Annotated in this window: 18 protein-coding genes; 9 read left to right on the plus strand and 9 right to left on the minus strand. The window is 46.0% G+C overall.

The window, feature by feature from the left end:
* Positions 1-71: 71 nt before the first annotated feature.
* The 7 genes from EGV92_RS03225 to ispH form a co-directional block, all read right to left on the minus strand.
* Entirely contained in the window at positions 72-470 is a 399-nt protein-coding gene (locus EGV92_RS03225) for a hypothetical protein (RefSeq protein WP_423227882.1), read from the minus strand.
* A gap of 68 nt (positions 471-538) precedes the next feature.
* Complete coding sequence (rpe, locus tag EGV92_RS03230) at positions 539-1,276, minus strand: ribulose-phosphate 3-epimerase (RefSeq protein ID WP_131667755.1); 738 nt, start codon at positions 1,274-1,276, stop codon at positions 539-541.
* Positions 1,277-1,369: 93 nt separating this feature from the next.
* Positions 1,370-2,221, minus strand: a complete 852-nt coding sequence (fghA, locus tag EGV92_RS03235) for an S-formylglutathione hydrolase (RefSeq protein WP_131667756.1) — start codon at positions 2,219-2,221, stop codon at positions 1,370-1,372.
* A gap of 93 nt (positions 2,222-2,314) precedes the next feature.
* Positions 2,315-3,421 (minus strand): S-(hydroxymethyl)glutathione dehydrogenase/class III alcohol dehydrogenase, encoded by a 1,107-nt coding sequence (locus EGV92_RS03240; RefSeq protein ID WP_131667757.1) that lies wholly within the window; start codon positions 3,419-3,421, stop codon positions 2,315-2,317.
* A gap of 193 nt (positions 3,422-3,614) precedes the next feature.
* Entirely contained in the window at positions 3,615-5,084 is a 1,470-nt protein-coding gene (locus tag EGV92_RS03245; protein ID WP_131667758.1) for a C13 family peptidase, read from the minus strand.
* A 363-nt stretch (positions 5,085-5,447) separates the two neighbouring features.
* The gene (htpG, locus tag EGV92_RS03250) at positions 5,448-7,415 is read right to left on the minus strand and encodes a molecular chaperone HtpG (RefSeq protein WP_131667759.1); all 1,968 of its coding nucleotides are present in this window, start codon (positions 7,413-7,415) and stop codon (positions 5,448-5,450) included.
* Between the two features lie 247 nt (positions 7,416-7,662).
* Positions 7,663-8,619: a 4-hydroxy-3-methylbut-2-enyl diphosphate reductase gene (gene ispH, locus EGV92_RS03255; protein ID WP_131667760.1), complete on the minus strand. Its 957-nt coding sequence runs from the start codon at positions 8,617-8,619 to the stop codon at positions 7,663-7,665.
* 584 nt (positions 8,620-9,203) lie between these two features.
* Here ispH and gmk point away from each other — a divergent pair.
* The 6 genes from gmk to EGV92_RS03285 all read left to right on the plus strand — a co-directional run bounded on the left by gmk (position 9,204) and on the right by EGV92_RS03285 (position 17,749).
* A complete protein-coding gene (gmk, locus tag EGV92_RS03260) occupies positions 9,204-9,833 on the plus strand; it encodes a guanylate kinase (protein ID WP_131667761.1) in 630 nt (209 codons plus the stop codon).
* 270 nt (positions 9,834-10,103) lie between these two features.
* Positions 10,104-10,364: a DNA-directed RNA polymerase subunit omega gene (gene rpoZ, locus EGV92_RS03265; protein WP_131667762.1), complete on the plus strand. Its 261-nt coding sequence runs from the start codon at positions 10,104-10,106 to the stop codon at positions 10,362-10,364.
* A 565-nt stretch (positions 10,365-10,929) separates the two neighbouring features.
* Positions 10,930-13,113 carry a RelA/SpoT family protein gene (locus EGV92_RS03270; RefSeq protein WP_131667763.1) on the plus strand — a complete coding sequence of 728 codons (2,184 nt, stop codon included), beginning with the start codon at positions 10,930-10,932 and terminating at the stop codon, positions 13,111-13,113.
* A gap of 444 nt (positions 13,114-13,557) precedes the next feature.
* Positions 13,558-13,953, plus strand: coding sequence for a Rid family detoxifying hydrolase (locus tag EGV92_RS03275; protein ID WP_131667764.1), 396 nt, complete (start codon positions 13,558-13,560; stop codon positions 13,951-13,953).
* Positions 13,954-14,064: 111 nt separating this feature from the next.
* Positions 14,065-16,485, plus strand: coding sequence for a primosomal protein N' (locus EGV92_RS03280; protein ID WP_131667765.1), 2,421 nt, complete (start codon positions 14,065-14,067; stop codon positions 16,483-16,485).
* Positions 16,486-16,531: 46 nt separating this feature from the next.
* The gene (locus tag EGV92_RS03285) at positions 16,532-17,749 is read left to right on the plus strand and encodes a cation diffusion facilitator family transporter (RefSeq protein WP_131667766.1); all 1,218 of its coding nucleotides are present in this window, start codon (positions 16,532-16,534) and stop codon (positions 17,747-17,749) included.
* Positions 17,750-17,917: 168 nt separating this feature from the next.
* Here EGV92_RS03285 and EGV92_RS03290 read toward each other — a convergent pair whose 3' ends face one another.
* A complete protein-coding gene (locus EGV92_RS03290; protein WP_131667767.1) occupies positions 17,918-18,454 on the minus strand; it encodes a hypothetical protein in 537 nt (178 codons plus the stop codon).
* Between the two features lie 645 nt (positions 18,455-19,099).
* Between EGV92_RS03290 and EGV92_RS03295 the strand changes: the two genes are divergently transcribed.
* Positions 19,100-19,369, plus strand: a complete 270-nt coding sequence (locus EGV92_RS03295) for a hypothetical protein (protein ID WP_131667768.1) — start codon at positions 19,100-19,102, stop codon at positions 19,367-19,369.
* 299 nt (positions 19,370-19,668) lie between these two features.
* On the opposite strand, the gene EGV92_RS14075 is transcribed toward EGV92_RS03295, so the two are convergent.
* On the minus strand, positions 19,669-20,034 hold the full coding sequence (locus EGV92_RS14075; protein WP_207401727.1) for a hypothetical protein: 366 nt from the start codon (positions 20,032-20,034) through the stop codon (positions 19,669-19,671).
* Between the two features lie 392 nt (positions 20,035-20,426).
* Here EGV92_RS14075 and EGV92_RS03305 point away from each other — a divergent pair, with 392 nt between their 5' ends.
* Together EGV92_RS03305 and EGV92_RS03310 are read left to right on the plus strand one after the other, a co-directional pair.
* Positions 20,427-21,131 (plus strand): hypothetical protein, encoded by a 705-nt coding sequence (locus tag EGV92_RS03305; RefSeq protein ID WP_131667769.1) that lies wholly within the window; start codon positions 20,427-20,429, stop codon positions 21,129-21,131.
* 373 nt (positions 21,132-21,504) lie between these two features.
* Entirely contained in the window at positions 21,505-23,346 is a 1,842-nt protein-coding gene (locus EGV92_RS03310) for a monovalent cation:proton antiporter-2 (CPA2) family protein (RefSeq protein ID WP_131667770.1), read from the plus strand.
* Positions 23,347-23,408: the final 62 nt, after the last annotated feature.

The following is a 23,408-nucleotide window of genomic DNA, read 5'->3' on the forward strand; positions in this document are numbered from 1 at the left end:
AGTATAAAGCAGCTAAGTAAAGGTTTAAAAGAGCCAGCTTAATAAAATAGCCACGTTAATTATCTTCACAGCTAACTGTTAGTACCCATCAGCCATAGCATGGCGACACAAGCGGTTAACCAGCCTAGCGTCCATGCGTTACGGCGCTGGACATTTGACCCTGTTAGTTTATTCATTAGTAACGAGCCTAGCCAAAATAGTAGCGGTATGCCAATAACGAAGGCAGGAACCAATACCGCCGCATGCTTAAGCACTACAGCGCTATCCTCACCAAGCGCCAATCTAACCCCATACCCTGCTAGGCTAAGTACTAACGCAAACAAGGCTAAGCCAATGGTAATCCCCATTGGCACTAAACTGCCCTTATCTCTAGAAACTGGCTCTGACACCACAGAATTCGCTTGAGCAGAGACAGGGCTTTGTTGCGCACTACGATACTCTGGTCTGGACTGGTTAGGCCTGGAGGTCATAAAGTTCCTACTTTTGCATAAAGTTAATTCATATGGTCTGGATGAGAAGGCAGAAGTACTGTCTAAAGCTATACTTGCTGACTACCAACCAGTGCTAACTCACGACGCATGGCATCAATAGCGCTCTGGTAATCTGACTGATTAAATATCGCAGAACCCGCGACAAACATATCCGCGCCCGCTTCTGCCACCGCGCGAATGTTGTTAGCCTTGATACCCCCATCGACCTCTAAGCGAATATTGCGACCACTGGCATCAATACGCTGACGAACCTCACGGATCTTGTCCAGCGTGCCCTCAATAAAGGACTGACCACCGAAGCCTGGATTGACGCTCATGAGTAATATCTGATCGACCTTATCCATTACACAATCTAAATAATGCAGCGGTGTGGCAGGGTTAAGGACTAAACCGCACTCAGCGCCGCCGTCTTTGATAAGCTGTAATGAGCGGTCAATATGATGCGTCGCCTCAGGATGAAAGGTAATAATACTCGCCCCAGCTTCCAAAAACTGCTCAATCATACCATCCACTGGAGACACCATAAGGTGGACATCAATCGGTGCATCAATACCAAAATCACGCAGTGCCTTGCAGATCATACTACCAAAAGTTAGGTTAGGCACATAATGATTGTCCATGACATCAAAATGTACCACATCTGCACCTGCCTTCAGCACCGCAGCCACCTCGTCACCCAATCGGGCAAAGTCAGCAGATAAGATAGAAGGGGCGATCAGATACCCGCTGTTTTGGGCGGATAGTGCCGCATTAGACGTACTCGTAGCGTGCTCAGCTATCGGCATAACTCTGTTCTCTTTTGAAGATTAATGGACTGCCAACTATTATAGGGTATAAACAGATGACAGTAGAATAAAAGTAATAAACAACCAACTGTATTAACCGTGGATCAAAGCGGCTTTATCATGATGCAAAATATGCTCTGAGATGACCGTCTGGATAAAGTAGTAACTGTGATCAAAGCCAGCATGATAGCGTAAGGTCAACGGCTGACCCACATCAGCACAAACTTCTCTTAACTGCTCTGGATTTAAGTTACCAGCAGCGTAATGCTCATCGGCGCCGCCTTGATCAACTAAAATTAGGGGATATTTTTTACCGGCCTTTTTAATAGCCGTAGTAGCATCATACTGCGCCCAAAGGCTTTGATCTTCGCCAAAGTAGGCTTTATAAGCCGCCTTACCCCACTCAGATTCACTAGCAGTACAAACAGGAGCAATAGCCGAGACACTGACAAACTTACTCGGGAAGGTAAAGCCTAACATAAGCGCTCCATGACCGCCCATTGAGTGCCCCATTATACCGATACTACTGACTGGAAATTGATTACGGATCAGATCGTAAAATTCATCAACAATATAGCTCTGCATATTGTATTGCTTGGCCCATGGCTCAAGCTTAGCATCGACATAGTAGCTGGCTGCTTGACCCACATACATGCGCTCATCATCAGGCACATCATCACCTTTTGGTGAGGTATCGGGGGCAATAAAGATGATGCCAAGCTCACTGCATAGCTGCTGAAAATGGGCTTTTTGCGTAACATTATCAGGACTACAGGTCAGTCCAGATAAATATAAGATAGCGGGACAGTAATCGCCCGCTAGTGCCTTATCAGGTAGATAAATGCTAAAGGTCATCTCAGTGTTGGTCATTTTAGAATCATGTGAGTAGTAGCGCTGCTGACCATCAAAACAGCGATTGTCACTTTGTAGAGTTAGCGTCGTCATAGTAGTCCTTTTATTAACGTTTATTAATGACTATGAATGAGGGAACACGGGCTAAGTCTTTCGCAGTAGCCCGCGTCTTAAGCTTAATATCACTTAGTATTTGATCACACTACGGATACAGTCAGGATCTTTAAGTAGCTCAAAGCCTTTATTAATCTCATCATGACGTAGTGTATGGGTGATAAGCGAGTCTACATCAATCTTACCTTCCATATACCAATCTACGATGGTAGGTACATCAGTGCGACCGCGTGCACCGCCAAAGGCTGAGCCTTCCCAGTTGCGGCCCGTCACTAGCTGAAATGGACGGGTGCTAATCTCTTCGCCCGCACCAGCGACCCCTATGATGATACTACGGCCCCAGCCTTTATGAGCACATTCTAAGGCTTGACGCATAACCTCGACATTACCGATACACTCAAAAGAATAATCCACGCCGCCATCCGTCATCTGAACGATATGATCGACCACATTCTCCACTTCGCTAGCATTAACAAAGTCAGTCATACCAAAGCGGCGACCCCAAGCTTCGCGGCTAGGGTCTAGATCAACACCAATAATTCGGCTAGCACCGACCATTTTAGCGCCTTGAATGACGTTTAGACCAATACCACCTAAACCGAACACCGCGACTGTAGCACCAGCTTCCATTTGTGCGGTATAAACGACAGCCCCAACGCCTGTAGTCACGCCGCAGCCAATATAGCACACCTTATCAAACGGCGCGTCTTCGCGAATTTTGGCCACTGCAATCTCTGGCAATACCGTATGACGAGCAAACGTAGAAGTCCCCATATAATGGTAAATTGGCTCACCATCTAGACTAAAGCGTGAAGTACCATCGGGCATGACGCCTTTACCTTGGGTCTCACGAATCGCTTGGCATAAGTTGGTCGCTGGATGTAGACAGAATTTACACTCACGGCACTCAGGCGTGTAGAGGGGAATGACGTGATCGCCAACTTTGAGACTTTTGACATCTTTACCGACTTCAACGACGACCCCAGCCCCTTCATGACCCAATATAGCTGGAAACAATCCTTCAGGGTCCATGCCCGACCAAGTGTAATAGTCGGTGTGACAAATTCCGGTCGCTTTTAGCTCAATAAGTACTTCGTTATCTTTTGGACCTTCTAAATCTACTTCATGAAGGCTAAAAGGCTTGTTGGCTTCCCAAGCAATAGCAGCAGTAGTTTTCATAAGATATCCTTATTATTAAAGTGAATTTATATTTTACTGATAATGAGATTAGTGAATATTAGGTGACTGGATGTTAGATTTAAATGTATTGGACAATAAATATTAGATAAAAGCTATTGAATAGATTTAAATATCATACAAGGCATCGGCATTAGTAGCACAAATCTACCAGTGTCTAAGCTAATTAGCCCAGTTAAGGCTTTTGAATCACTAATACCGGAGCGTCGTCGGTTGAGAGCGTTAAAGGCTGGCTTTGTGACAGTGGCTGCAAGTTTTGCTCGCTCGGAGCTTGACCTTGAATAAATAACGCCTGCTCGAAGGCCGGCAATGCAGTCTGCATCAGCTTACCCACCACCATCTGCGGCTCAGATGGCTCAAAGCCCATCATACTCTCACGCTCATGAACTCGCGCGCTTGCCGCTTTGAAGGCAGCGGCAAAGCTAGTATTATCGCGCAGGCTCTCAGCAAAGAAGGCTTCACCAAAATAAGTCATCTCTGCTGAATTGGTACAGCCAAAAGACATCTTATCGCTACTGGCGGCGGTAATAATCACGGTGGTCGGCGAGGCCAACTCATCAATAAACGACCCTGAATAACACGCTGACACCACGATAACGCGCCAACGAATCCCTACCTTATCTAGCGTCTCTCGAAGCCATGTCGGATCTAAATTATCCATATCGATAGGTTGGTTCTCTAACACTAGAATATCACGGTCACCATGCGAAGATAGCGTCAAAAACAGCACGTCTTCATCCGCATTCATCTGCTGACCAATACGCCTGAGCGCTTGATAGATACTCGTCTTAGTAGCGATTGGCTCATCTGACCAACTATATTTATTATTGATCAGCACCATCGAGCGGCCACTGGTACCAAAACGAACGTCAAACAGTTGGCGAACTTGGTTAATCTCAGAGCGAAAAACATCTTGATCCGCATAGCCTGCTACCCCCAAAAAGTACCAATCGGTCTTGCCTGGGATATTAGGTTCTACCGCCTTTAAGGCGTCTTTGAGCAATAGCGGCTGACGGTATAGCGCCGTCTCTTCAAGTACTGGCTGCACAGGAATGAGCTTAAATATAGGCTGATCAGCGACGTTTTTTTGCCAAATGGTCAATAATGCCGCCGCCCCTATTAGTACCAATACCCGCTCCCACCAAGGCGTGCGTAAGCGTCTAGAAAAAATCCACAATAACGATACGGTCTGCCATAAAAACAGCAGTAGAAATAATCCTGGTAATAATGAATAGCTCCACTCTGGTAACCAACCTCGACTACCTAAAAACTGCACGATACTTTGCAGCAGGGCTAGCATGGTATCAGCACTTAACCATAGCACAGCTGGAACAAAAACTAGCGCATAGTTGCCAGAACGACGAGCCAAGATAATGCCCGCTAGGACGATAATAGTCGGCCAGATTAAATAGCTAATCAGCCCCTGACTATTAAACACACTGCCACTTTCGGCAGCAAGCCAAGAAAACAAGACATTGCTAGCCAGCGCTAATATAGCAAATAATAAAAATTGCAAGAATGTCGGCTTGACCCAGCCAAAGGCACGGGTAGACCCCGCTAACATCCATAGAGCGGCGAAAATATTGGCGGCGAAATTGAGCGAAAATCGCTGGAGTGAGATGGTTTTTAACGACGCAAGTGACAAAGAATAGAGCCTCTATCGGTCATCAATAAGACAGATCAATAAGCATAATGCCATGACTGATATCTAAATGATATATCTGCTAAATGAGAGCTGATATTGTAATAGATTGCACCCGTACTGAGTAACACGGAATTGTAACGAGACCAACACAAGGGTTAAAGTCGTATTATAAAAGGTACGGCAGCTATAATGAAGATGGTCTAAAATAAAAACTGTCTAAAATAAATATAAGACCGCCTTCGAGCGCTCCTTCGGCCATCAAATTAAGCCATCAAATACTAAGCCATAAAAAAGGACACCCAAGGGTATCCTTTTTTATTATAGCTAGCCGATAAACTCATATATGAGTGAGTGCTAGGGGGCTTATTTAAGTAGCAGCTCGTTGACGCGTTTTAGATAGGCTGCTGGGTCCTCAAGCTGACCACCATCGGCCAGAAGTGCTTGATCAAAGATCACTTGCGCCAGATCATCAAACTGCCCACTACCCTCTAGCTTCTGAATTAGCGGATGGTTAGGGTTAACTTCAAGCGTTGGCTTGATATCAGGGACCTCTTGGCCCATCTGCTTGAGCATCTGTACCATTTGCGGCGTTAATTCACCATCGCCGACGACCAAACACGCTGGGCTATCGACGAGACGATTAGAGACTTTAACGTCTTTAGCGCGATCACCTAATACCGTCTTCAGCTTATCTACTACTGGCTTTAAGCTCTCTTGCGCTTTTTCAGCCTCTGCCTTTTCTTCTTCGTCTTGCAGGTCACCTAGATCTACCGCACCTTTGGCGATGTTCTGTAATGGTGTACCGTCAAATTCCGTTAAGAAGTTCATTGCCCACTCATCGACGCGGCTGGTCATGAGGATAACCTCAATACCTTTTTTCTTAAACAGCTCAAGTTGTGGGCTGTTTTTGGCAGCAGCAAGGCTATCAGCAGTCAGATAATAGATGGCTTTCTGACCATCTTTCATACGCTCTTTATAATCGGCAAAGCTGGTCTCAAGACCATCATGCGTGCTGGTCGCATAGCGCAGCAGCTTAGCGATACGCTCTTGATTACCCATGTCTTCGCCCAAGCCTTCTTTGATCACATCGCCAAACTCAGTGTAGAATTGCTTGAACTTCTCTTGCTTGTCGCTATCTTCGCTATTGGCTAGGCTAGCTAGCAAAGTCAAGACACGACGCGCGTTACCATCACGGATAGATTTAACATCGCGCGATTCTTGTAATAGCTCACGGCTGACGTTGAGTGGTAGATCAGCAGAGTCAATTACCCCTTTTACAAAACGCAGATACATGGGTAACAGCTGCTCTGCGTCATCCATGATAAACACACGCTTCACATACAGCTTAAGGCCATGCTGCTGCTCACGAGCATAGAGGTCAAATGGGGCTTTTTTAGGAATGTACAACAGCTGGGTATACTGAACGCGGCCTTCAACGCGGTTATGGGTCCACGCTAGTGGCTCATCGAAGTCATAAGTGATGTTCTTATAGAAGTCGACGTATTCATCATCATCAATCTCAGAGCTTGAGCGGGTCCATAAAGCGCTAGCTTTGTTGATCGTCTCCCACTCATCCGTCAGCACCATCTCACCAGCAGGGGCGCTATTGTCGTCACTGTCTTCATCCTTGACATCTTCTTGCCAGACTTCTTTTCGCATCTGGATCGGCAAGCTGATATGGTCAGAGTACTTATTCACGAGGCGTTTTATCTTACTACGATCAAGGTAGTTGTCTTCGCCCTCAGTGTACTCTTCTTTTAGATGAAGGGTGATACTCGTACCACGCTCTGCCTTACTAATGGTCTCGGTGGTAAACTTACCCGTACCATCAGACACCCAGCGAACGCCTTGATCAGCAGGATCACCAGCTTTACGCGATTCAACCGTGATCTTATCCGCCACGATAAAACCTGAATAAAAGCCCACGCCGAACTGACCAATAAGATTGCCATCTTGTTTTTGTGAGTCAGAGAGCTTTTCTAAGAAAGCCTTAGTTCCTGACTTAGCAATCGTACCTAGATTTTCAATGGCGTCTGCTTCATTCATACCAATACCGTTGTCGATGAAGCTGACGGTCTTAGCGGCTTCATCCACATCAATGCGAATACGCAGCTCACCGTCGTTTTCATAGAGGCTGTCATCACCAGTCGCCTCAAAACGTAGCTTATCGCAAGCGTCAGAAGCATTAGACACTAGCTCACGAACAAAGATATCAGCGTTAGAATATAATGAATGGGTCACTAGGTGCAAAAGCTGCGCCACTTCAGCCTCAAAGACGTGCTGCTGCGGTTGCTGATCAGATTGCGCCTTAGCTTGATTATTGTCGCTCATAATATCCTCTTAACCATTATTAATATTCGATTGAATGGACTGTAATCATTACAGCCTTAGTTCCACTAATAGGGGCTAAGCACTCAATTTTCAAGCTGCATTTTGTCTTTAATAATTTTTATATGCCGCTACGAACTATTAGACGACTATAAAAATAAAGCGATTGATCATTAAAAAACGCTACTAGCCTAGTGGCACCATTGACTAAATATTCAAAAACATGGCTAAGACGAGCAATACTAAGCGATTAAGAGCTAACTTGCTCGACAGGGATTCTCAGAGCTTTAGGCAAGCTAAAAGTTACGTTTTCCTCGATACCATCAAGCTCATTGGGTAGCTGACCGCCCCAAGCTTGGATTTGACTAAGCACGTCTTGAATAAGTACCTCAGGCGCAGAAGCACCAGCCGTGACGCCGACGCTTTTGACACCGTCAAACCAAGCTTGATCCATCTCGCCTGCATTATCGATTAGATACGCCCGGCAGGCCATTCTCTCTGCCAGTTCACGCAGACGATTAGAGTTTGATGAATTAGGCGAGCCGACGACCAGCACCACCTCGCAGCGGCTGGCTAAGTCTTTGACCGCATCCTGCCGGTTCTGCGTGGCATAGCAAATATCATCTTTACGCGGTCCTTGAATCTCGGGAAATTTGCTCCTTAGAGCATCAATAACCACCGCTGTATCGTCCATAGACAGGGTCGTTTGTGTCACAAAGGCCAGCTTACTGGGATTGCGTACTTCAAGTTTGGCGACATCTGCCTCATCTTCTACTAAGTGGATTCGCCCACCATGCTGACGATTGAAGCGTCCCATAGTTCCTTCAACTTCCGGATGGCCTGCATGACCGATGAGCACTGCATCCATGCCTTCTCGAGCAAATTTCGATACTTCAATATGTACCTTGGTCACTAGCGGGCAGGTGGCGTCAAATACGGTAAGGTCACGGCGCTCGGCCTCTTCTTCGACCGCTTTTGACACCCCATGCGCGGAGAAAATAACAATAGCACCATCGGGCACTTCATCAAGCTCTTCGACGAAGACCGCGCCACGATTGGCCAAGTCAGACACCACAAATTTATTGTGGACGACTTCATGACGCACATAAATGGGTGGCTCAAAGCGGGCTAAAGCCTCATTGACAATAGCAATGGCTCGATCAACGCCAGCGCAAAAGCCACGAGGGTTGGCAAGATAAATTTGCATAATAGACCTTAGCAATGGATAATTCTGATAGTCAATGTATGAGGGCGCTTCAGTACATCATCAACAAACAATTGAGCGGCAAGTCAACATAGTGATGCACAAGCTGTTAATAGATTAATAGCTCAATGTTTCGGCTATGCCCTCAATGAGTGCGGCCTAGCATAGGCTTTGGCCTCCATTGATACCAATTTTATAAGATAATTTGCCTATACTTTAGCATATCTCAGGGCTATTTCTTGAATGAAATAATGATTTCATAACCAATTCATCATCTATCTGTCAGCAGCAATTTATGGTTAATCAATGAAGTAAACGGTCATCGTATTAGAAGCTATAAAGAGTGTACCCTACCAAGCTGCGGCCCGTCTTCCTAAGACCATCGCCGAGCTTTTAGACTTCGCGCTTTAGACAAAAACTTCATAATAAAAACGCCCTTGTAATATAATGTCTGGCCTAAAAGTTACGCAAAACTGTAGCTTTTTTGACATTATAAGTATTAAATCGGCACTACCCTGTTGCCCTATAGCAGTTTGACAGCTAACCATACTTTTAAACGACGATCACTCAGCAAAGAGACACATCCTATGACAGGCTCCCTTTTTATCATTACCGCCGCTTCTGGTACTGGAAAAACCTCCCTTGTAAAGCAGCTGCTGGCGACCACCAATGATTTAGCGGTTAGCATCTCGCACACAACCCGTGATCCACGGCCGGGTGAGACCGATGGTATCCATTATCACTTTACCGATACTGAGTCATTCGTAGCGGGGATAAAAGCTGGGCAGTTTTTAGAGCATGCCGAAGTATTTGGCAACTATTATGGTACCTCGCACGCCAGTGTCACCGCGCAGCTTGAAGCGGGTGTCGATGTCATTTTAGAGATCGACTGGCAAGGTGCGCTGCAAGTCAAAAAGCTTTTTGACGATGTCACTATGATATTCATCTTACCACCAAGCCTGGCGACGTTGCGTCAGCGCTTAGCGGGACGTGGTCAAGATACGCTTGAAGTCATCAATACGCGTTTAGCGGGTGCTGTCGATGAGATGCGTCAATATGTCAATTTTGATTACGTCGTTATTAATGATCATTTTGAATCAGCACTTTATGAGCTCAAGGCGATTATTGTCGCCAAACGTCAGACCCTTGATCGGCAGCAGCAGCGCTATCAGAGTACCATTGAGGCACTAATGGCTGATGAGAGTTACTCTAAATAGCCACCCGGACTTTGAAGCGGCAGCGGCAAGGTTGGCTAGCATTATTGAGCTTCATGTGACCTTGTCTGAGACATTGCTAGCTCATCATTATAGTTATTGGTATAGACTAATATACAGCGGTCTAAAGCGATTTTGCTGTGCTGCTGATGAATTTTTGTTATAATGTTGGGTTATCAATTCTTCATTCACTAGTAATACTTTGTCAAATAAGTATTTATTAGTCCTTTTCTCATAGAGTTTTTCCCACAGAATACAGACACCGAGGTAGACATGGCACGCGTAACTATTGAAGATTGTTTAGACAACGTTGACAACCGATTTGAACTCATTTTGGTGGCCAGTAAGCGTGCGCGCCAACTCGCTAAAGGTATCTCAGAGCCAATGGTCACTGTCGACAATGATAAGCCCACGGTACTAGCGCTACGTGAAATAGCGGCTGGCAAAATCACTCGCGACATCCTGACACAGCCTGAGCATAACTTTGCCACCAGCTCTTTAGATCTTGCTCTATCTGGCAATCACGGCTTTTAATCGTCAAGCTGCGCCTTTTAATATCTACTGTAGCTCTAACTATGGACCACAAAAAGTCCATACAACGATTAGGATGAATCAAAATAAGCAAAATCTGAGGCATTAGATTCGCATTTATATATAATCCTAATGATGAATGTTTAAAAATATCAACCACAGTCTATTGCTGTGGTTTTTTTTACGTGCTATTTTTCTTACTAAGATTACTTTTATTAAGTGACGATATCTCATATGTTTTTGCGCATTATATGTTGACATTTAAGCCTAATTAAGCTTAATTAGAACTTAGGATTGAATTTAGTCGCTTACGTCTCGCTCCCTCTTGGTCACTGGTAACAGCGGCTTTTTTTATCGGTATAATTTTTCGCTTCTAAGACTTGACAATTGTTATTATTCTATCCCTTTGGGGGCGACTTATCTAATTCGTCAGTCAATAGCACAGCGCTCAGCTCACTTTTTGGGTTAGTGCTTATAGCGTAAAGTAAAAAATATAAAATGGGATGGTTGTCGTTAGACTCTCACTACTGTTAGATATTCATCAAGCGTAAATCAGGAACCCTCTACCATGAGCCAAACCCTACCCAAACTCAGCCATCATTTGGTAGATGATGCCCAATACAACCTGATGCGCGCTGTGGGCTATCTCACAGCAGACGAGCGCGCTGATATCCTAGATGCCTGCCACTTTGGTGATGTGGCTCATATCAAAGACAAGAGAAAATCAGGCGAGCCTTATATCACCCACCCAATAGCGGTCGCAGAGATCTTAGCTGGATTTCGCTTAGATCGCGACACTATTATCGCTGCTATCTTGCATGACACCGTTGAAGATACGGAAGTGACACACGAGCAGATTACTGAGCGATACGGTGATACGGTCGCTCGACTGGTCGATGGGGTAACGAAGCTTAAGTCCTCCAAACATGACAAGCTACAAAATAAAGCCGCAACCTTTCATAAGATACTGACCGCCACCCTTGATGACCCCCGCGTCCTGATTATCAAGCTTGCTGACCGACTACACAACATGTCAACGCTAGATGCGGTTAGGCCAGAAAAGCAGCGCGCTACGGCGCGGGAGACGCTTGACTTTTATATTCCGTTTGCCCGGCTTATGGGTCTCAACGATATTGCCGACTATATCGAAGTGCTGTGTTATCGTAATCTTGATCACGTCATGTATACCAAGCTGTCTGACAAGATCTTGCAGCATGGTCTCGGTCGCAACTTTACCAAAGAGGGAATCCATCATTACTTGACCTATGTACTTGATAATCTTGGGCTACATGGTCATGTCAAGGTACTGGATAACCGCGTGGCCATGTATCGACGATTTTTCCGAAACCGTGGTGAGTTAAGCGATTTACTGCGGCATTATGCGTTCGAGATTGTGTTAAACAGTGTCGAAGCTTGCGACAAGCTTGCCTACTATCTCATCACCAAGTACAAAATCAGTGATGCCAACATTCAAGACAATATTCGCAGACCTTTACCAGGCGGTAATCAGTCGCTGACCCTTACCTATGAGCGGGTCAATGACACCATCAAAGTCACTATCATGACCAAGCAGATGCAAAAAGCCGCCAAGCTCGGTGCTATCGGTGCTAATTCAGCTTCTGAAGCCAGTCAGGCTGTCATTCAAGCCTCACTGCGTAATTTAAAAGATTTGGTCAGCGATAGTATCAGCGGCTCAGAATACGAGGCTGACATCGACTTTCAGTCGGCAGTAGCTACTATTGATGCCTTGATGAACTACCTACACTCAAGCAAAATCCTCTGCTACAGTCCGCAAGGCCGAGCTTACGAGCTGCCGCGCGGTGCCACAGCGCTAGACTTTGCCTATGCGGTAGGTCCGTTTGTCGGTAATATCGCCGTGGGCGCACTTATTGATGATGCGCCAGCCAAGCTAGGCACGGTCCTACAAGATGGTCAAAAAGTTCAAATCGAAATCGATAGCGAGTCAGCACCTAAAGCAGAGTGGCTAGGATTTATTGTCACCAACAAAGCTCGCGAACAGGTGCTACGCTGGTTCAAGGATTTGTCTGCAGTAGAAAAGCAACACCACGGTGAACAAGCGCTTGATCGCGCCCTAAGCACCTATCAAAAAGGGCTTAAAGACCTTAACGAAGCTGATTGGGACAATTTATTTGCTTGGCGTGGTATCAGCTCAAAAGCTGAGCTTTTTGAGCAAATTAGCCAAGGAAAGCTCCTGCCGCAGCTGGTAGTCTCAAGGCTCTTTAGCGAAGCAGTCGCTGACAAGCAAGCTGAAGACGAAGCCATTGGTAAGCGGCAATCACAACATGAAGTCGCTACTGCCGCAGGAGTTGAGCTGGCGCTGGCCAACTGCTGCCACCCCATATACGGCGACCCCATCCTCGGGCATCAGTCGCGCCATGGTTTGGTCGTCCATCGCCACAAGTGCTTCTCCCTTGACGCCATTCGGAAAGACCACCCTTATCAGATTATTCAGCTCAGCTGGCGTGATCAAGACGATTCAGACAATGCTCCCGGCGACAAAACTTATTATCTTGCCTACCTAAAGCTCTCCACCGTGCTCACTGATGAGCAAGTCAGCGAAGTTATCTACCACTTACGTGAGCTGGATATCGGCATCGAAAAGATCGATGTTCGCGCCAGTGATACTGATATTCATCTACTGGTCTTGAGCCGTAAGCATCTGGCTCAGGCTATCACCACCCTACGCGCCTTGCTTGACTTTCCTAATATCAGACGCCTATATCAACTATAAGCTAGGTAGCTAATCTGGCCTTTTGCTATTATCGTCAAGCGCCAATTCGACTGTTGCGCGGCCATGAGTGCTACTAAACATTGCTATTAAGCAGCACTCAAGTAGCATGGTCTCATTCGCACTTTACCAATGAGGATAGCCACTGCAATGAGGGTTCAAGAACCTTGTTATGACTAAGAATGGCTGTTTTATCCAAGCGGTTGAGCTATCAGAACTTTTAGACATCCTATTTAAATACTCTAACTTTTAGATACTGTAGCCCTCCCCAGTCTTGCTACAACCTAAACTTCCCTTAACGGCATCCAAACTCAACGCTAAACTCAACTGTAGCCACTATGAATCAGACAAGATTCTGCTACACTATACTTTTTCTTCTCATATGGGCATAGTTAAGTTTTTAACCTTGCTCATATACTTTATTGACACTTATATAGGATCTCATGTATGCCACGCCAAATTATCCATACCGACAATGCTCCAGCCGCTGTAGGCACTTATTCACAGGCTGTAAAAGTCTCTACCGACGCTGGTAGTACGGTCTACATGTCCGGTCAGATTGGTCTTGACCCTAAAACTATGGTGATGAGAGAAGGCTTTGCCGCTCAGGCCGTGCAGGTCATGGACAATATTGAAGCTGTGGTTAAAGCTGCAGGTGGTACGCTGGCTGATGTGGTGAAATTCAACGTGTTCCTGACTGATTTAAACGACTTTGCCGCTCTAAATGAGCTGTTTGTCGCCCGACTCCCCAAGCCATACCCTGCCCGCTCTGCTGTTCAAGTTGCTGCTCTCCCTAAAGATGCTGTGGTAGAGATTGAGACGATCTTATTCATTGAAGACTAATCTTATTATTTTTTAGCCATATCGTGCAGCTGGTCAGTCTATAGTGATGTAGCTACACGATAGCTGGCTAGATTATCTTGGCTATTACACTGTTTTGTTGGATTCATGATTATGCTTGTAAGTGTCGCCTTGCCTGTCCCGCTTTACCGGGTATTTGACTATCTTGTCCCTGAGCTGCAGGCAGCGACGCTGAAATCCCAAAACAGTGGCAATAGCCAAAAGCCCATCCCAGATGCCAGCCTAGCGAATGACCACGTTAGCAATGACTTGTTTGCCAATAGTAAGCCCGAGTTACTACAAGTACAGCAGCTGCCTGTTATCGGCGCGCGCGTAGAGGTCTCCTTTGGTCGGCAAACTCTCATTGGTATCGTCGTCGCACATGTTAATAAGGCTGATAGTACTATTCCGACTAGTAAGCTTAAGCCTATCAAGCGCGTTTTAGACGATGAAGCGCTCATTGATACTGATATGCTCAGTCTAGCTCGCTGGTTAGCGAGCTATTATCATTATCCTTTTGGTGATGTGCTGTCTGTCATGCTGCCAAGCTTAATCCGCCAAGGCAAGCCACTAGACCTGCTTATTACCCATTGGCGTATCCTGCCTAATGCCAGTGATGCTGACCTACCTGCCCAAGCCAAAAAACAAAAACAGCAGTTTGAAATGCTCAAATTGCATGGCAGTCATGGCGCTAGTGAAGATGTATTGCTTTTAGAGGGTATGGAGCGACCCTTTCTTAATAAGCTTGAGGAAAAGGGACTGGTGGAGCATTACCTTGAGCCCAAGTCGCCCCCTGCCCTACCAACACTCGCCAAGCTGCCATTAGACTTAAATGAGCAGCAAAGCGTCGCCGTCGAGGCTATTGTGCAGTCATTCGAGCAAGCAAAATATCAAGGATTTTTGCTTAACGGCGTCACTGGTAGTGGCAAGACTGAGGTCTATCTGCAAGCGATGCAGCCTGTATTGGAGGCTGGCAAACAAGTCCTCGTCCTCGTTCCTGAGATTGGCTTAACTCCGCAGACCAAAGCTCGATTCGCTCGGCGCTTTGCGGCACAGATTTTGTTACTACATTCAGGGCTGAACAATACTCAGCGGATGCAAGGGTGGCAAGACTGTCGGCAAGGTCATGCACAAATCATTATCGGTACTCGCTCCTCTATTCTTTATCCTTTTGCTAATCTCGGCCTTATCATCGTCGACGAGGCTCATGACTTATCTTATAAGCAGCAAGATACCCTTCGCTATCATGCAGCCGACGTCGCTCTATATCGGGGTTACCAAGCCAATATCCCAGTGGTACTCGGTACAGCCACTCCTGCACTTGAGCAATTTAAACTGGTAGCAGATGGCAAACTGACCGAGCTTAGATTAACTGAGCGCGCCGGACACGCTACTGCTGCTGCCCTATATCTGGTTGATGCTAGAGATAAACCCACCCAATTTAGTGAGCAGCCAGTAGACAGCCCCCAGCAAAAGCCACTGATAGCAAATATTAAGAACCCACAGAATACAGGGCTTACTGATGATACTATCGACGCGATTCGCCAGACGTTAGAGGCAGGCGAGCAAGTCTTAGTATTTTTGAATCGTCGTGGTTATGCGCCCGTCTTATTGTGCGCGGCTTGTGGTTGGCAGGCAGATTGTCCACGCTGTGAGGCGCACCTGACCATTCACCACAGTCAGCTGAACAGTCGGCAGCCCAGTTATCTAAAATGTCATCACTGTGATTGGCAAGCGGCTATTCCTACCGCCTGCCCTGATTGTGGTAGCGTCAACCTCGATGCCGTTGGCATGGGCACAACGCGGCTTACCGAAAGCCTGCATGCGCTATTTTCTAACCCACAAACCAGTAAGACTACCTATCCCATTATTCAGATCGACCGTGATACTACGCGGTGTAAAGACAGCTGGGAGACCATCTATCAGCGCATAAATTCTGGCAACCCAGCGATATTGGTCGGTACGCAAATGGTCGCCAAAGGCCATCATTTTCCAAAAGTGACGCTAGTCTGCCTACCTAACGCAGACCGCGGATTCTTATCGCCCGACTTTCGCTCTCCTGAGCACACAGCCCAACTTATGATCCAAGTCGCTGGCCGTGCTGGCCGCGGCGATAAAGCCGGTAAAGTCCTTATCCAGACGCTACAACCAGATAATCCACTACTGCTTAAGCTGGTTCGCGATGGCTATCATGAGTTCGCGCTTGAGCTATTAAATGAGCGCAGAGTAATGGGGCTGCCGCCGTTTACCTACGCTGCACTCATTCGCTGTGAGGGTAAGACACTAGAGCGCACTACCCAAGCCTTAAAAGACGCTACCGCAATCCTGCCCAAGCCCAATCAATTAGCAATCCTTGGTCCTATTGATGCACCGATGAAAAAGAAAAATAGCCGCTTTCATTCGCAGCTGCTACTATTGAGTAAAGAGCGCTCTCATTTACATCAAGTACTCAATTACTGGTGGCCACAAGTGTTAGAGTTACCTTCAGCGAAATACCTAAAGCTGACCTTAGATGTTGACCCAGTCGGATGGTAACCACACCATCGACATCACAAATAATAATTATAAATTAGGGGTTCTTATGTCATCCTCTTCGCCTAACCATAATAATAATCAAGCAAGCGTGCAGCACAGTCATCAGCATGGCGATCATTCACACCCTGATAAGCACCGCCAGTCAGCCAGTCAATCGAGTAAACCAGAGACTGCGAAGCAACAAAGAATCTTGCTCATTAGCTTTACAATTATTACAGGCTTTATGCTGGTAGAAGCATTAGGCGGCTGGCTCACCAATAGCCTAGCGTTACTCTCAGATGCAGGTCACATGCTTAGCGATGCAGCGGCGCTCGGTGCTACACTTTTAGCCTTCAAAATAGGTGAAAAAGCCGCTACCGAGAAGAAGACCTTTGGGTATAAGCGCTTTGAGATTCTGGTCGCTGGCGCTAATGGTGCTACGCTGGTTATTATCTCTCTAATGATTATTTATGAAGCCATTGGCAGAATTAACTCACCTCCTGATATTGCCACCAGAGGTATGCTGATTATTGCCACTGTCGGTATGCTGGTAAATATTCTGGTAGCTTGGCTGCTACATCGCGGCGGCGCGGCTCACAGTCATGCTGGTCACGACCATTTAGGCCACAATCACAATCATAGCCACAGCCACTCTAGTGATTATTCTCACGACAATGTACACCACGACCATGTACACCACGACCATGATGAGCACGATCACGCTACTAAAAAACAAATCAAAGACAGCAAAACCTCAAAAAACCTCAATATGCATAGCGCCTATCTGCACGTGTTGGGGGATTTATTAGGCTCGGTAGCCGCTATTATTGCTGCCCTCACTATGATGTGGTTTGGTTGGTGGTGGGCTGATCCTGTAGCCTCGGTTATTGTCGCGATATTGATACTATTTAGTGGTTATCGAGTGGTCAAGCAATCGGTACATATCTTGATGGAAGGCACGCCAAAAGAGGTGTCATTAGACAAGGTAGTGACCACTTTGGAGGCGCACACGGCAGTGATTAAAGTCCATGACCTACACATTTGGACCATTACCAGTGGCCTTCACGCCTTATCCTGCCATGTCGTCGTCGATGGCGATATGAGCATCCATGCCGCAAGTAGCCTTATCCATGAGCTTGAGCTACGCTTGCAAGGGTTGGGTATTAGCCACGCCACTATGCAAGTTGAGAGTCGTAGTTGCCCGAGCATGCACGGCGATGGACTGGTTTGTGACTTGTCCGAGCATGGTCAGGATAACGTCGGTCATCTTGGACATAGCCATTAGCGGATACTAAAGCCATTAGCCGAAACGAACACCACTAGCGCGCCTTAATTTATTTTAACTATGATGCCCTTTGCTATCGTCAATCCCAATTAAAACGGCTACGTTGACGGCTCACTGGTACAATAAATTAACTAAAAGTTATGATAGATATGACTGAGGCTGCGTAAGTTAGGTGCGTTTTAACGCCCGCAGCTTCCGCCAGCTATAACGAATCAGCGGCCAAACCAGCCAAATAAGGGCAAAAATAATACTACTGAACCCTATACCGATGAGGCTAATTCTGATACCCCAATCAACGCCCCCAGCCATGCTTTCTGTAATAGCCGGGCCCATCGTTGCGGCGAATGCAAAAACGTAACCTAAGACAATAATAACCCCGGCCATTACTACCCGAACCATTATTTTTATTACGCTATCAGTTTTACTGTCATCAGCTTCTCTCTCTAGCCAATCTAACCGCCATAACCTTTTGCCTAATGGCGATAATAAATAAGCCAGCGATACGACTATAGTCATCCCGCCGATAACTAGCATTGCCATTCTAATCCAAAAATCTAACTGGCCTGTCCAGACTTCTGGCAAGTAAGTGGCTCCCATGCTAGAGCTAAGAACTAGCCAAAATCCTACCGATAGTCCTATACCGACAAGGGTTAGATGAAGCAATCCCTTTAAAATACGAGCTAACCCTTGATTGGATGTATTCATTGATTGTCTCACTTATGAAATCAAGATTCTCATCATACTGCCGTGATAGTAAAGCTACGGTAATACCAACACATTAAATGAGTGCCTGACAAAAATTGACTTGCTAAAAAACTGACTTGTTAAAAGTCACGATATGACTGAGGCTGTATAAATTCTCAGTCAATGTTTAGCATGATCCCCTCCCTACTAACCTCGAACTTTTTATCACACTAAATAGCCCTTTCAACTTAAAAAAATGACCTGACAAACAGTTGCGATGCGCTCGAAAGAGACCACAAATGATAGTCGCTGGTTTAACTGGCTTAGCTGATTTAATGTTTCGTAAGTGTTGCGCAATGCAGACTATCAGTCTCCTAGACTTTAGCTATTACGCCCACTGCCAATATTACCCCTAATTAAACAATAAATGCATAATAAGAATAAAAATAACAATGTTACCTACCGAAAATAACAAGACATTTTTACTGTTCTTTCATGGTTTGGATTCAAGTCATCAAACCAGTAAATATACCTGTATTGAGCGTGAGCCGAAATTTTGCTAGACAGTGAATTATCGGGAGAATTTTAAAGCAATCTTTGGTATATACGAGGATTTGATTGAGGAGACGCTGCGCGAATACCCGCGTGTGGTAGGCAGGACATTCACTGGGCAGTTGGTTTGCCAATCACTTGGCGCACAAGTACGGTCTGCGGGCACTGCTTATCGCGCCGTGTATCAATCCAAGTGAAGTGCTAACAGACCGAATCTCTATCGCAGGTGAGATGGACTTACCATTTCCAACGAGTAATCCCGAGATGACGCGGGTCATGGTAGAGGTGGCTGATGAGTGCTTAAACCTTGCCACTGCCCAAAAGACATTGGTCAACTTGCCAAACAGCTGGGAGGTGCAGTCTTTTGCGGGCGGTCATCAGTGAATCGCCCGTGAGGTTGAGATTTGGGAGGCCATCAATGACTTATTCGAAGACCCAATAATTTGGATTGATGGTGGCGAGTTTTATGGGGAGGATTGAGTTTTAGGCAATTCAAACTCTGATACCTCGCGCTCCTTACTGCGCCCAACGACCTACTCATAACCAGTAATTACCTCAAGACATGGCAAGCTGACATGATACTTTTGGTAATGCGCTTGGATTCGCAATTGAATCATCCTGTCTTATTCTACTTGCCTTATTCTACTGGCCTTTCTCTTTCTAGTTCGCCATTTTTCAGCGCGTCATGAAAGTTCAAGATCTCTATTGGCTTGTAACGTATCAGTCGTTACTTTTTTCTGGTTTCGTAGCTCATACTGTATCTGTTCAAGGTCAGGTTGATGGTCCAAAGGATCGATCTTGAGCACCTCAAATAATACCCGCAGGAACTCAACCGAGCTAAAGCGAAAGTCGTAGTAACTATTATCAAGACCGAGGGTAGGACTACTTAACACATGCCGCAGTCGGTCGCAGGCCTGAATAGCATTGTTAGGCTGATAGCCCATTGCAGTAATAATGTCTTGCGGCCTTAGCGCCAATTGCTCGATTTGAGCAATAGCTAGTTTGCCAAGGGCATGGCGAGGGGTTAAACGCTGGGTAAACAGTGACATATCAGACTCCTGATACTCCGACGACAATTAAACTAGAAGCTCGTAGTCAAAATAAGGCACAGGGGACCTTGTCGGAGTGGCAGGCTTGTGCGCTTTACCAGAATTGTTTTACATCGTGCTGGAAGTTGCAATGTTTGTGTTTTATAGCTGTTGAAGACAGTAGCCATATCTTCTGATACCTTGCCTTCTTTAACTCCTTTTGAGGCAGGCAGAAGAATCAGAGAAGAATTACAAACAAATTAAACCCACGATGGTTTGTGCGGTTATGATAGCATATAAAATTACCGATAATAAATGGTTCGTTATGGGGATATATCCCTCAAGCCTTTAATTCTTGGACTATTTTTTATTTCTTTACTGACCACCTGTCAACTAACTAATGATAATCTGCTATGCCTAGACGCTCCGCCCCTTTTGTTGCTCCTGATAATATCGATGCGCCTACCTCAAAGGAAGGTAAAAAGCAGGCGAAAGAACTGTTATCTGCATTACAAACAGATATCGCTGCATACCGTCATGACCAATTCCCTCCCGATATCTTAAGTCAAGTTCGTGACATGCCTATCTATCATGGCAATCTTGATGAAGTACAAGCCTACCATGAGCGCTGGAAGCCGCTGATCGACCGCGCTATGGGATTTTATCCAGCCGCCTACTTACCACCAGATTATCTCCCGCTACCTGCGAGTCTTGAGATTCCGCAGTTTGTCTATCATGTTCAAAAGCTCCATCTCACCAAGACTCGAGCTAAAGAATCCAAGAGCTTTGGCTCGGTTGGGGCGTTAATAGATAAGTGCGGCGAGTTCAACTTGGAGGAAGAAACAAGGCTCACGCGCGTACTTGAGCGTGACGATGAGGCTAGATTAGTGGCCCATCGAGAGTTTATTGACCTGCGCGCTTATGTATTTTGCCGCGATAGCAAAGGTGAGATGCTAGATCCTGAGCGATTACGTTTCTATCGAACGGGGCTTATTGTGCACGCTCTTCCTGGCTTTAAGGTGGTAGACAGTCGTCAAAAACCTCGCAAACGCCGCAATGACGCTTATCAAAATCCACTTGCAGATAACGGCATTTGGAAGGTTTATAAAAAGAAATGACGTAGCGTTCAATGAAAGCCTTTACTATTCAACATAATTTACATACCTCGACCAATTAAACTTAAACTATATTCTTAGTCGATTACTCAAGTATTTGGGTGACGTTAGTGAAGAGGTATTGCTTAATTCAGTCAGCATCAATCCTATACAGAACTGAGTCACTAATGGTCAGTTAACAGGGATTGAAGTGGGATAAAGAAGATTAAGGAATAGCTGGTAAAATTATTCCCTGGAGGTCATAAGATGACTCCAGCCTCGTTAATCACTGCCTCGACTGCCCCAGTTACTCTGCCTCTATCAATATTGTATTGGTGAGCGCTAGATTGACCAAATATGAGTAAGACTACCATGTCAGCTTTATCAAGGAGTATTCATGATTGCAGCCGCCGCCGGCTCTCCTAACCTTATGTTGCAGGTCACCATATTTTTGGGGGCCGCTTTATTGCTAGTACCGCTGGGCAAACGCTTTGGCATTGCCACTGTTCTTGGCTATTTGATTACTGGGTTGATCCTTGGGCCTAGTTTTTTAGATGTGGCCGGTGATGCTGAGACCCTACTGCATTTTTCTGAGTTTGGGGTGGTGCTGCTATTATTTATTATTGGCTTGGAGCTGCAGCCATCAAGACTTTGGGCGCTGCGCCGTTCTATTTTTGTCTTAGGAGGATTGCAGGTTGGCTTGACCGGTCTACTACTCATGGGGCTGCTGTATCATTTTGTTGGTATAAAGCTTGATACGGCTTTTATCGTTGGCTTTGGATTGGCGCTGTCGTCTACCGCCTTTGTATTACAGATATTGACTGAAAAGCAGCAGTTATCTAGTACTCATGGCCGTGAAGCCTTTACCATCCTCCTGTTTCAAGATATCGCGGTTATCCCCTTATTAGCCGTCATTCCCTTCTTATCTGGCGTTCGTGATCAGACCTACGACTTATTGTACTTTGCCAAAGTTGTGGCGGTTTTTGCCGGACTGATTATTGCTAGCCGATACGTGGTACGGCCATTTTTTAAATTCGTCGCCTCTAGTGGTGCCACAGAGCTGCTGACTGCCGTCGCCTTGTTTATTGTTATGGGTGTGTCTATATTGATGGGTCAGATTGGCTTATCGATGGCGCTAGGTGCATTCTTAACAGGCGTACTATTAGCCGACTCTGAATACCGCCACGAGTTAGAGGCCAGTATTGAGCCGTTTAAAGGGCTGCTGCTAGGCTTATTCTTTATGTCAGTCGGTATGCTGACTAATGTGAAGCTTATTTTAGCCAATCCTATGTTAATTATTGGCGCCGCGATGCTGCTAATGTTTATCAAGTTTTCAGTGATTACGCTGATTGCTCGATTATCAGGTAACCGCTTGCCGACCAGCATCCGTCTGGGTGTAACCTTGGCGCAAGGTGGTGAATTTGCCTTTGTGCTATTCAGTGCTGCCAGCGCTCAGCATCTTTTAAACCCAGAGCTGGCCAATATGTTGACGCTAGTGGTCACCATCTCGATGGCCTTGACACCGCTTGCATTCTTGCTACTAGAAAAGGTAGGCGAGCCTATCTTTGCCAAGCGCAAGCCGACTCGTGAGTACGATACCATCCCTGACCACGAGCATCCGGTAATTATCGCAGGCTTTGGCCGTGTTGGTCAGATTATTGGCCGCGTCCTGCGCATGCATAATATAGAGTTTACCGCCATTGAGCGCTCTGCCAATCGAGTGGACTTTGTGCGTAAGTTTGGTAACCAAGTCTATTACGGCGATCCCAAAAACCCTGAGATTTTGCGTGCGGCTGGTATCAGTAAAGCGCGGGTATTTATTCTAGCGGTCGATGATTTAGAGCGCTCTATTACCACAGCGCAATATCTGCACCATAATTATCCAGATTTGATTATTCTTGCCCGCGCCCGTGACCGTCAGCACTATTACCGGCTGCGAGAGGTTGGCGTTCGCTATATTTGGCGCGAGACTTATCTTACTGCGCTTGATATCTCACGCGAGTCGCTTGAGCTATTGGGTATCAGTCCTGAAAAAGCGCGCGAAACCATTCGCACTTTCCGTGACTATGATGATGAGCTGATTGATCGGCAGCAAGCCATTTATGATGATGAAGCCAGCATGATTGAGTCAGCCCAGTCGGCTATCGCTGAGCTTGAAAGCTTATTCGACTCTGATCACAACGAAGCCAAAAAGATCGATTTGGATGAGATAAAGGCCGCTATAGATGTAAATAAATAAGCCATCATTTAGGGCGTGCCCTCATTTACCTAACCCGATATTAAAATCAATTTTGGTCAATG

This window comes from Psychrobacter pygoscelis (assembly GCF_004335015.1).
GTDB lineage: Bacteria > Pseudomonadota > Gammaproteobacteria > Pseudomonadales > Moraxellaceae > Psychrobacter > Psychrobacter pygoscelis.

Bases quoted from the DNA above. Each gene is read 5' to 3' on its own strand.
- EGV92_RS03225 (WP_423227882.1), bottom strand. From the start codon at position 470: ATGACCTCCAGGCCTAACCAGTCCAGACCAGAGTATCGTAGTGCGCAA.
- rpe (WP_131667755.1), bottom strand. From the start codon at position 1,276: ATGCCGATAGCTGAGCACGCTACGAGTACGTCTAATGCGGCACTATCC.
- fghA (WP_131667756.1), bottom strand. From the start codon at position 2,221: ATGACGACGCTAACTCTACAAAGTGACAATCGCTGTTTTGATGGTCAG.
- EGV92_RS03240 (WP_131667757.1), bottom strand. From the start codon at position 3,421: ATGAAAACTACTGCTGCTATTGCTTGGGAAGCCAACAAGCCTTTTAGC.
- htpG (WP_131667759.1), bottom strand. From the start codon at position 7,415: ATGAGCGACAATAATCAAGCTAAGGCGCAATCTGATCAGCAACCGCAG.
- ispH (WP_131667760.1), bottom strand. From the start codon at position 8,619: ATGCAAATTTATCTTGCCAACCCTCGTGGCTTTTGCGCTGGCGTTGAT.
- gmk (WP_131667761.1), top strand. From the start codon at position 9,204: ATGACAGGCTCCCTTTTTATCATTACCGCCGCTTCTGGTACTGGAAAA.
- rpoZ (WP_131667762.1), top strand. From the start codon at position 10,104: ATGGCACGCGTAACTATTGAAGATTGTTTAGACAACGTTGACAACCGA.
- EGV92_RS03270 (WP_131667763.1), top strand. From the start codon at position 10,930: ATGAGCCAAACCCTACCCAAACTCAGCCATCATTTGGTAGATGATGCC.
- EGV92_RS03275 (WP_131667764.1), top strand. From the start codon at position 13,558: ATGCCACGCCAAATTATCCATACCGACAATGCTCCAGCCGCTGTAGGC.
- EGV92_RS03280 (WP_131667765.1), top strand. From the start codon at position 14,065: ATGCTTGTAAGTGTCGCCTTGCCTGTCCCGCTTTACCGGGTATTTGAC.
- EGV92_RS03285 (WP_131667766.1), top strand. From the start codon at position 16,532: ATGTCATCCTCTTCGCCTAACCATAATAATAATCAAGCAAGCGTGCAG.
- EGV92_RS03290 (WP_131667767.1), bottom strand. From the start codon at position 18,454: ATGAATACATCCAATCAAGGGTTAGCTCGTATTTTAAAGGGATTGCTT.
- EGV92_RS14075 (WP_207401727.1), bottom strand. From the start codon at position 20,034: ATGTCACTGTTTACCCAGCGTTTAACCCCTCGCCATGCCCTTGGCAAA.
- EGV92_RS03305 (WP_131667769.1), top strand. From the start codon at position 20,427: ATGCCTAGACGCTCCGCCCCTTTTGTTGCTCCTGATAATATCGATGCG.
- EGV92_RS03310 (WP_131667770.1), top strand. From the start codon at position 21,505: ATGATTGCAGCCGCCGCCGGCTCTCCTAACCTTATGTTGCAGGTCACC.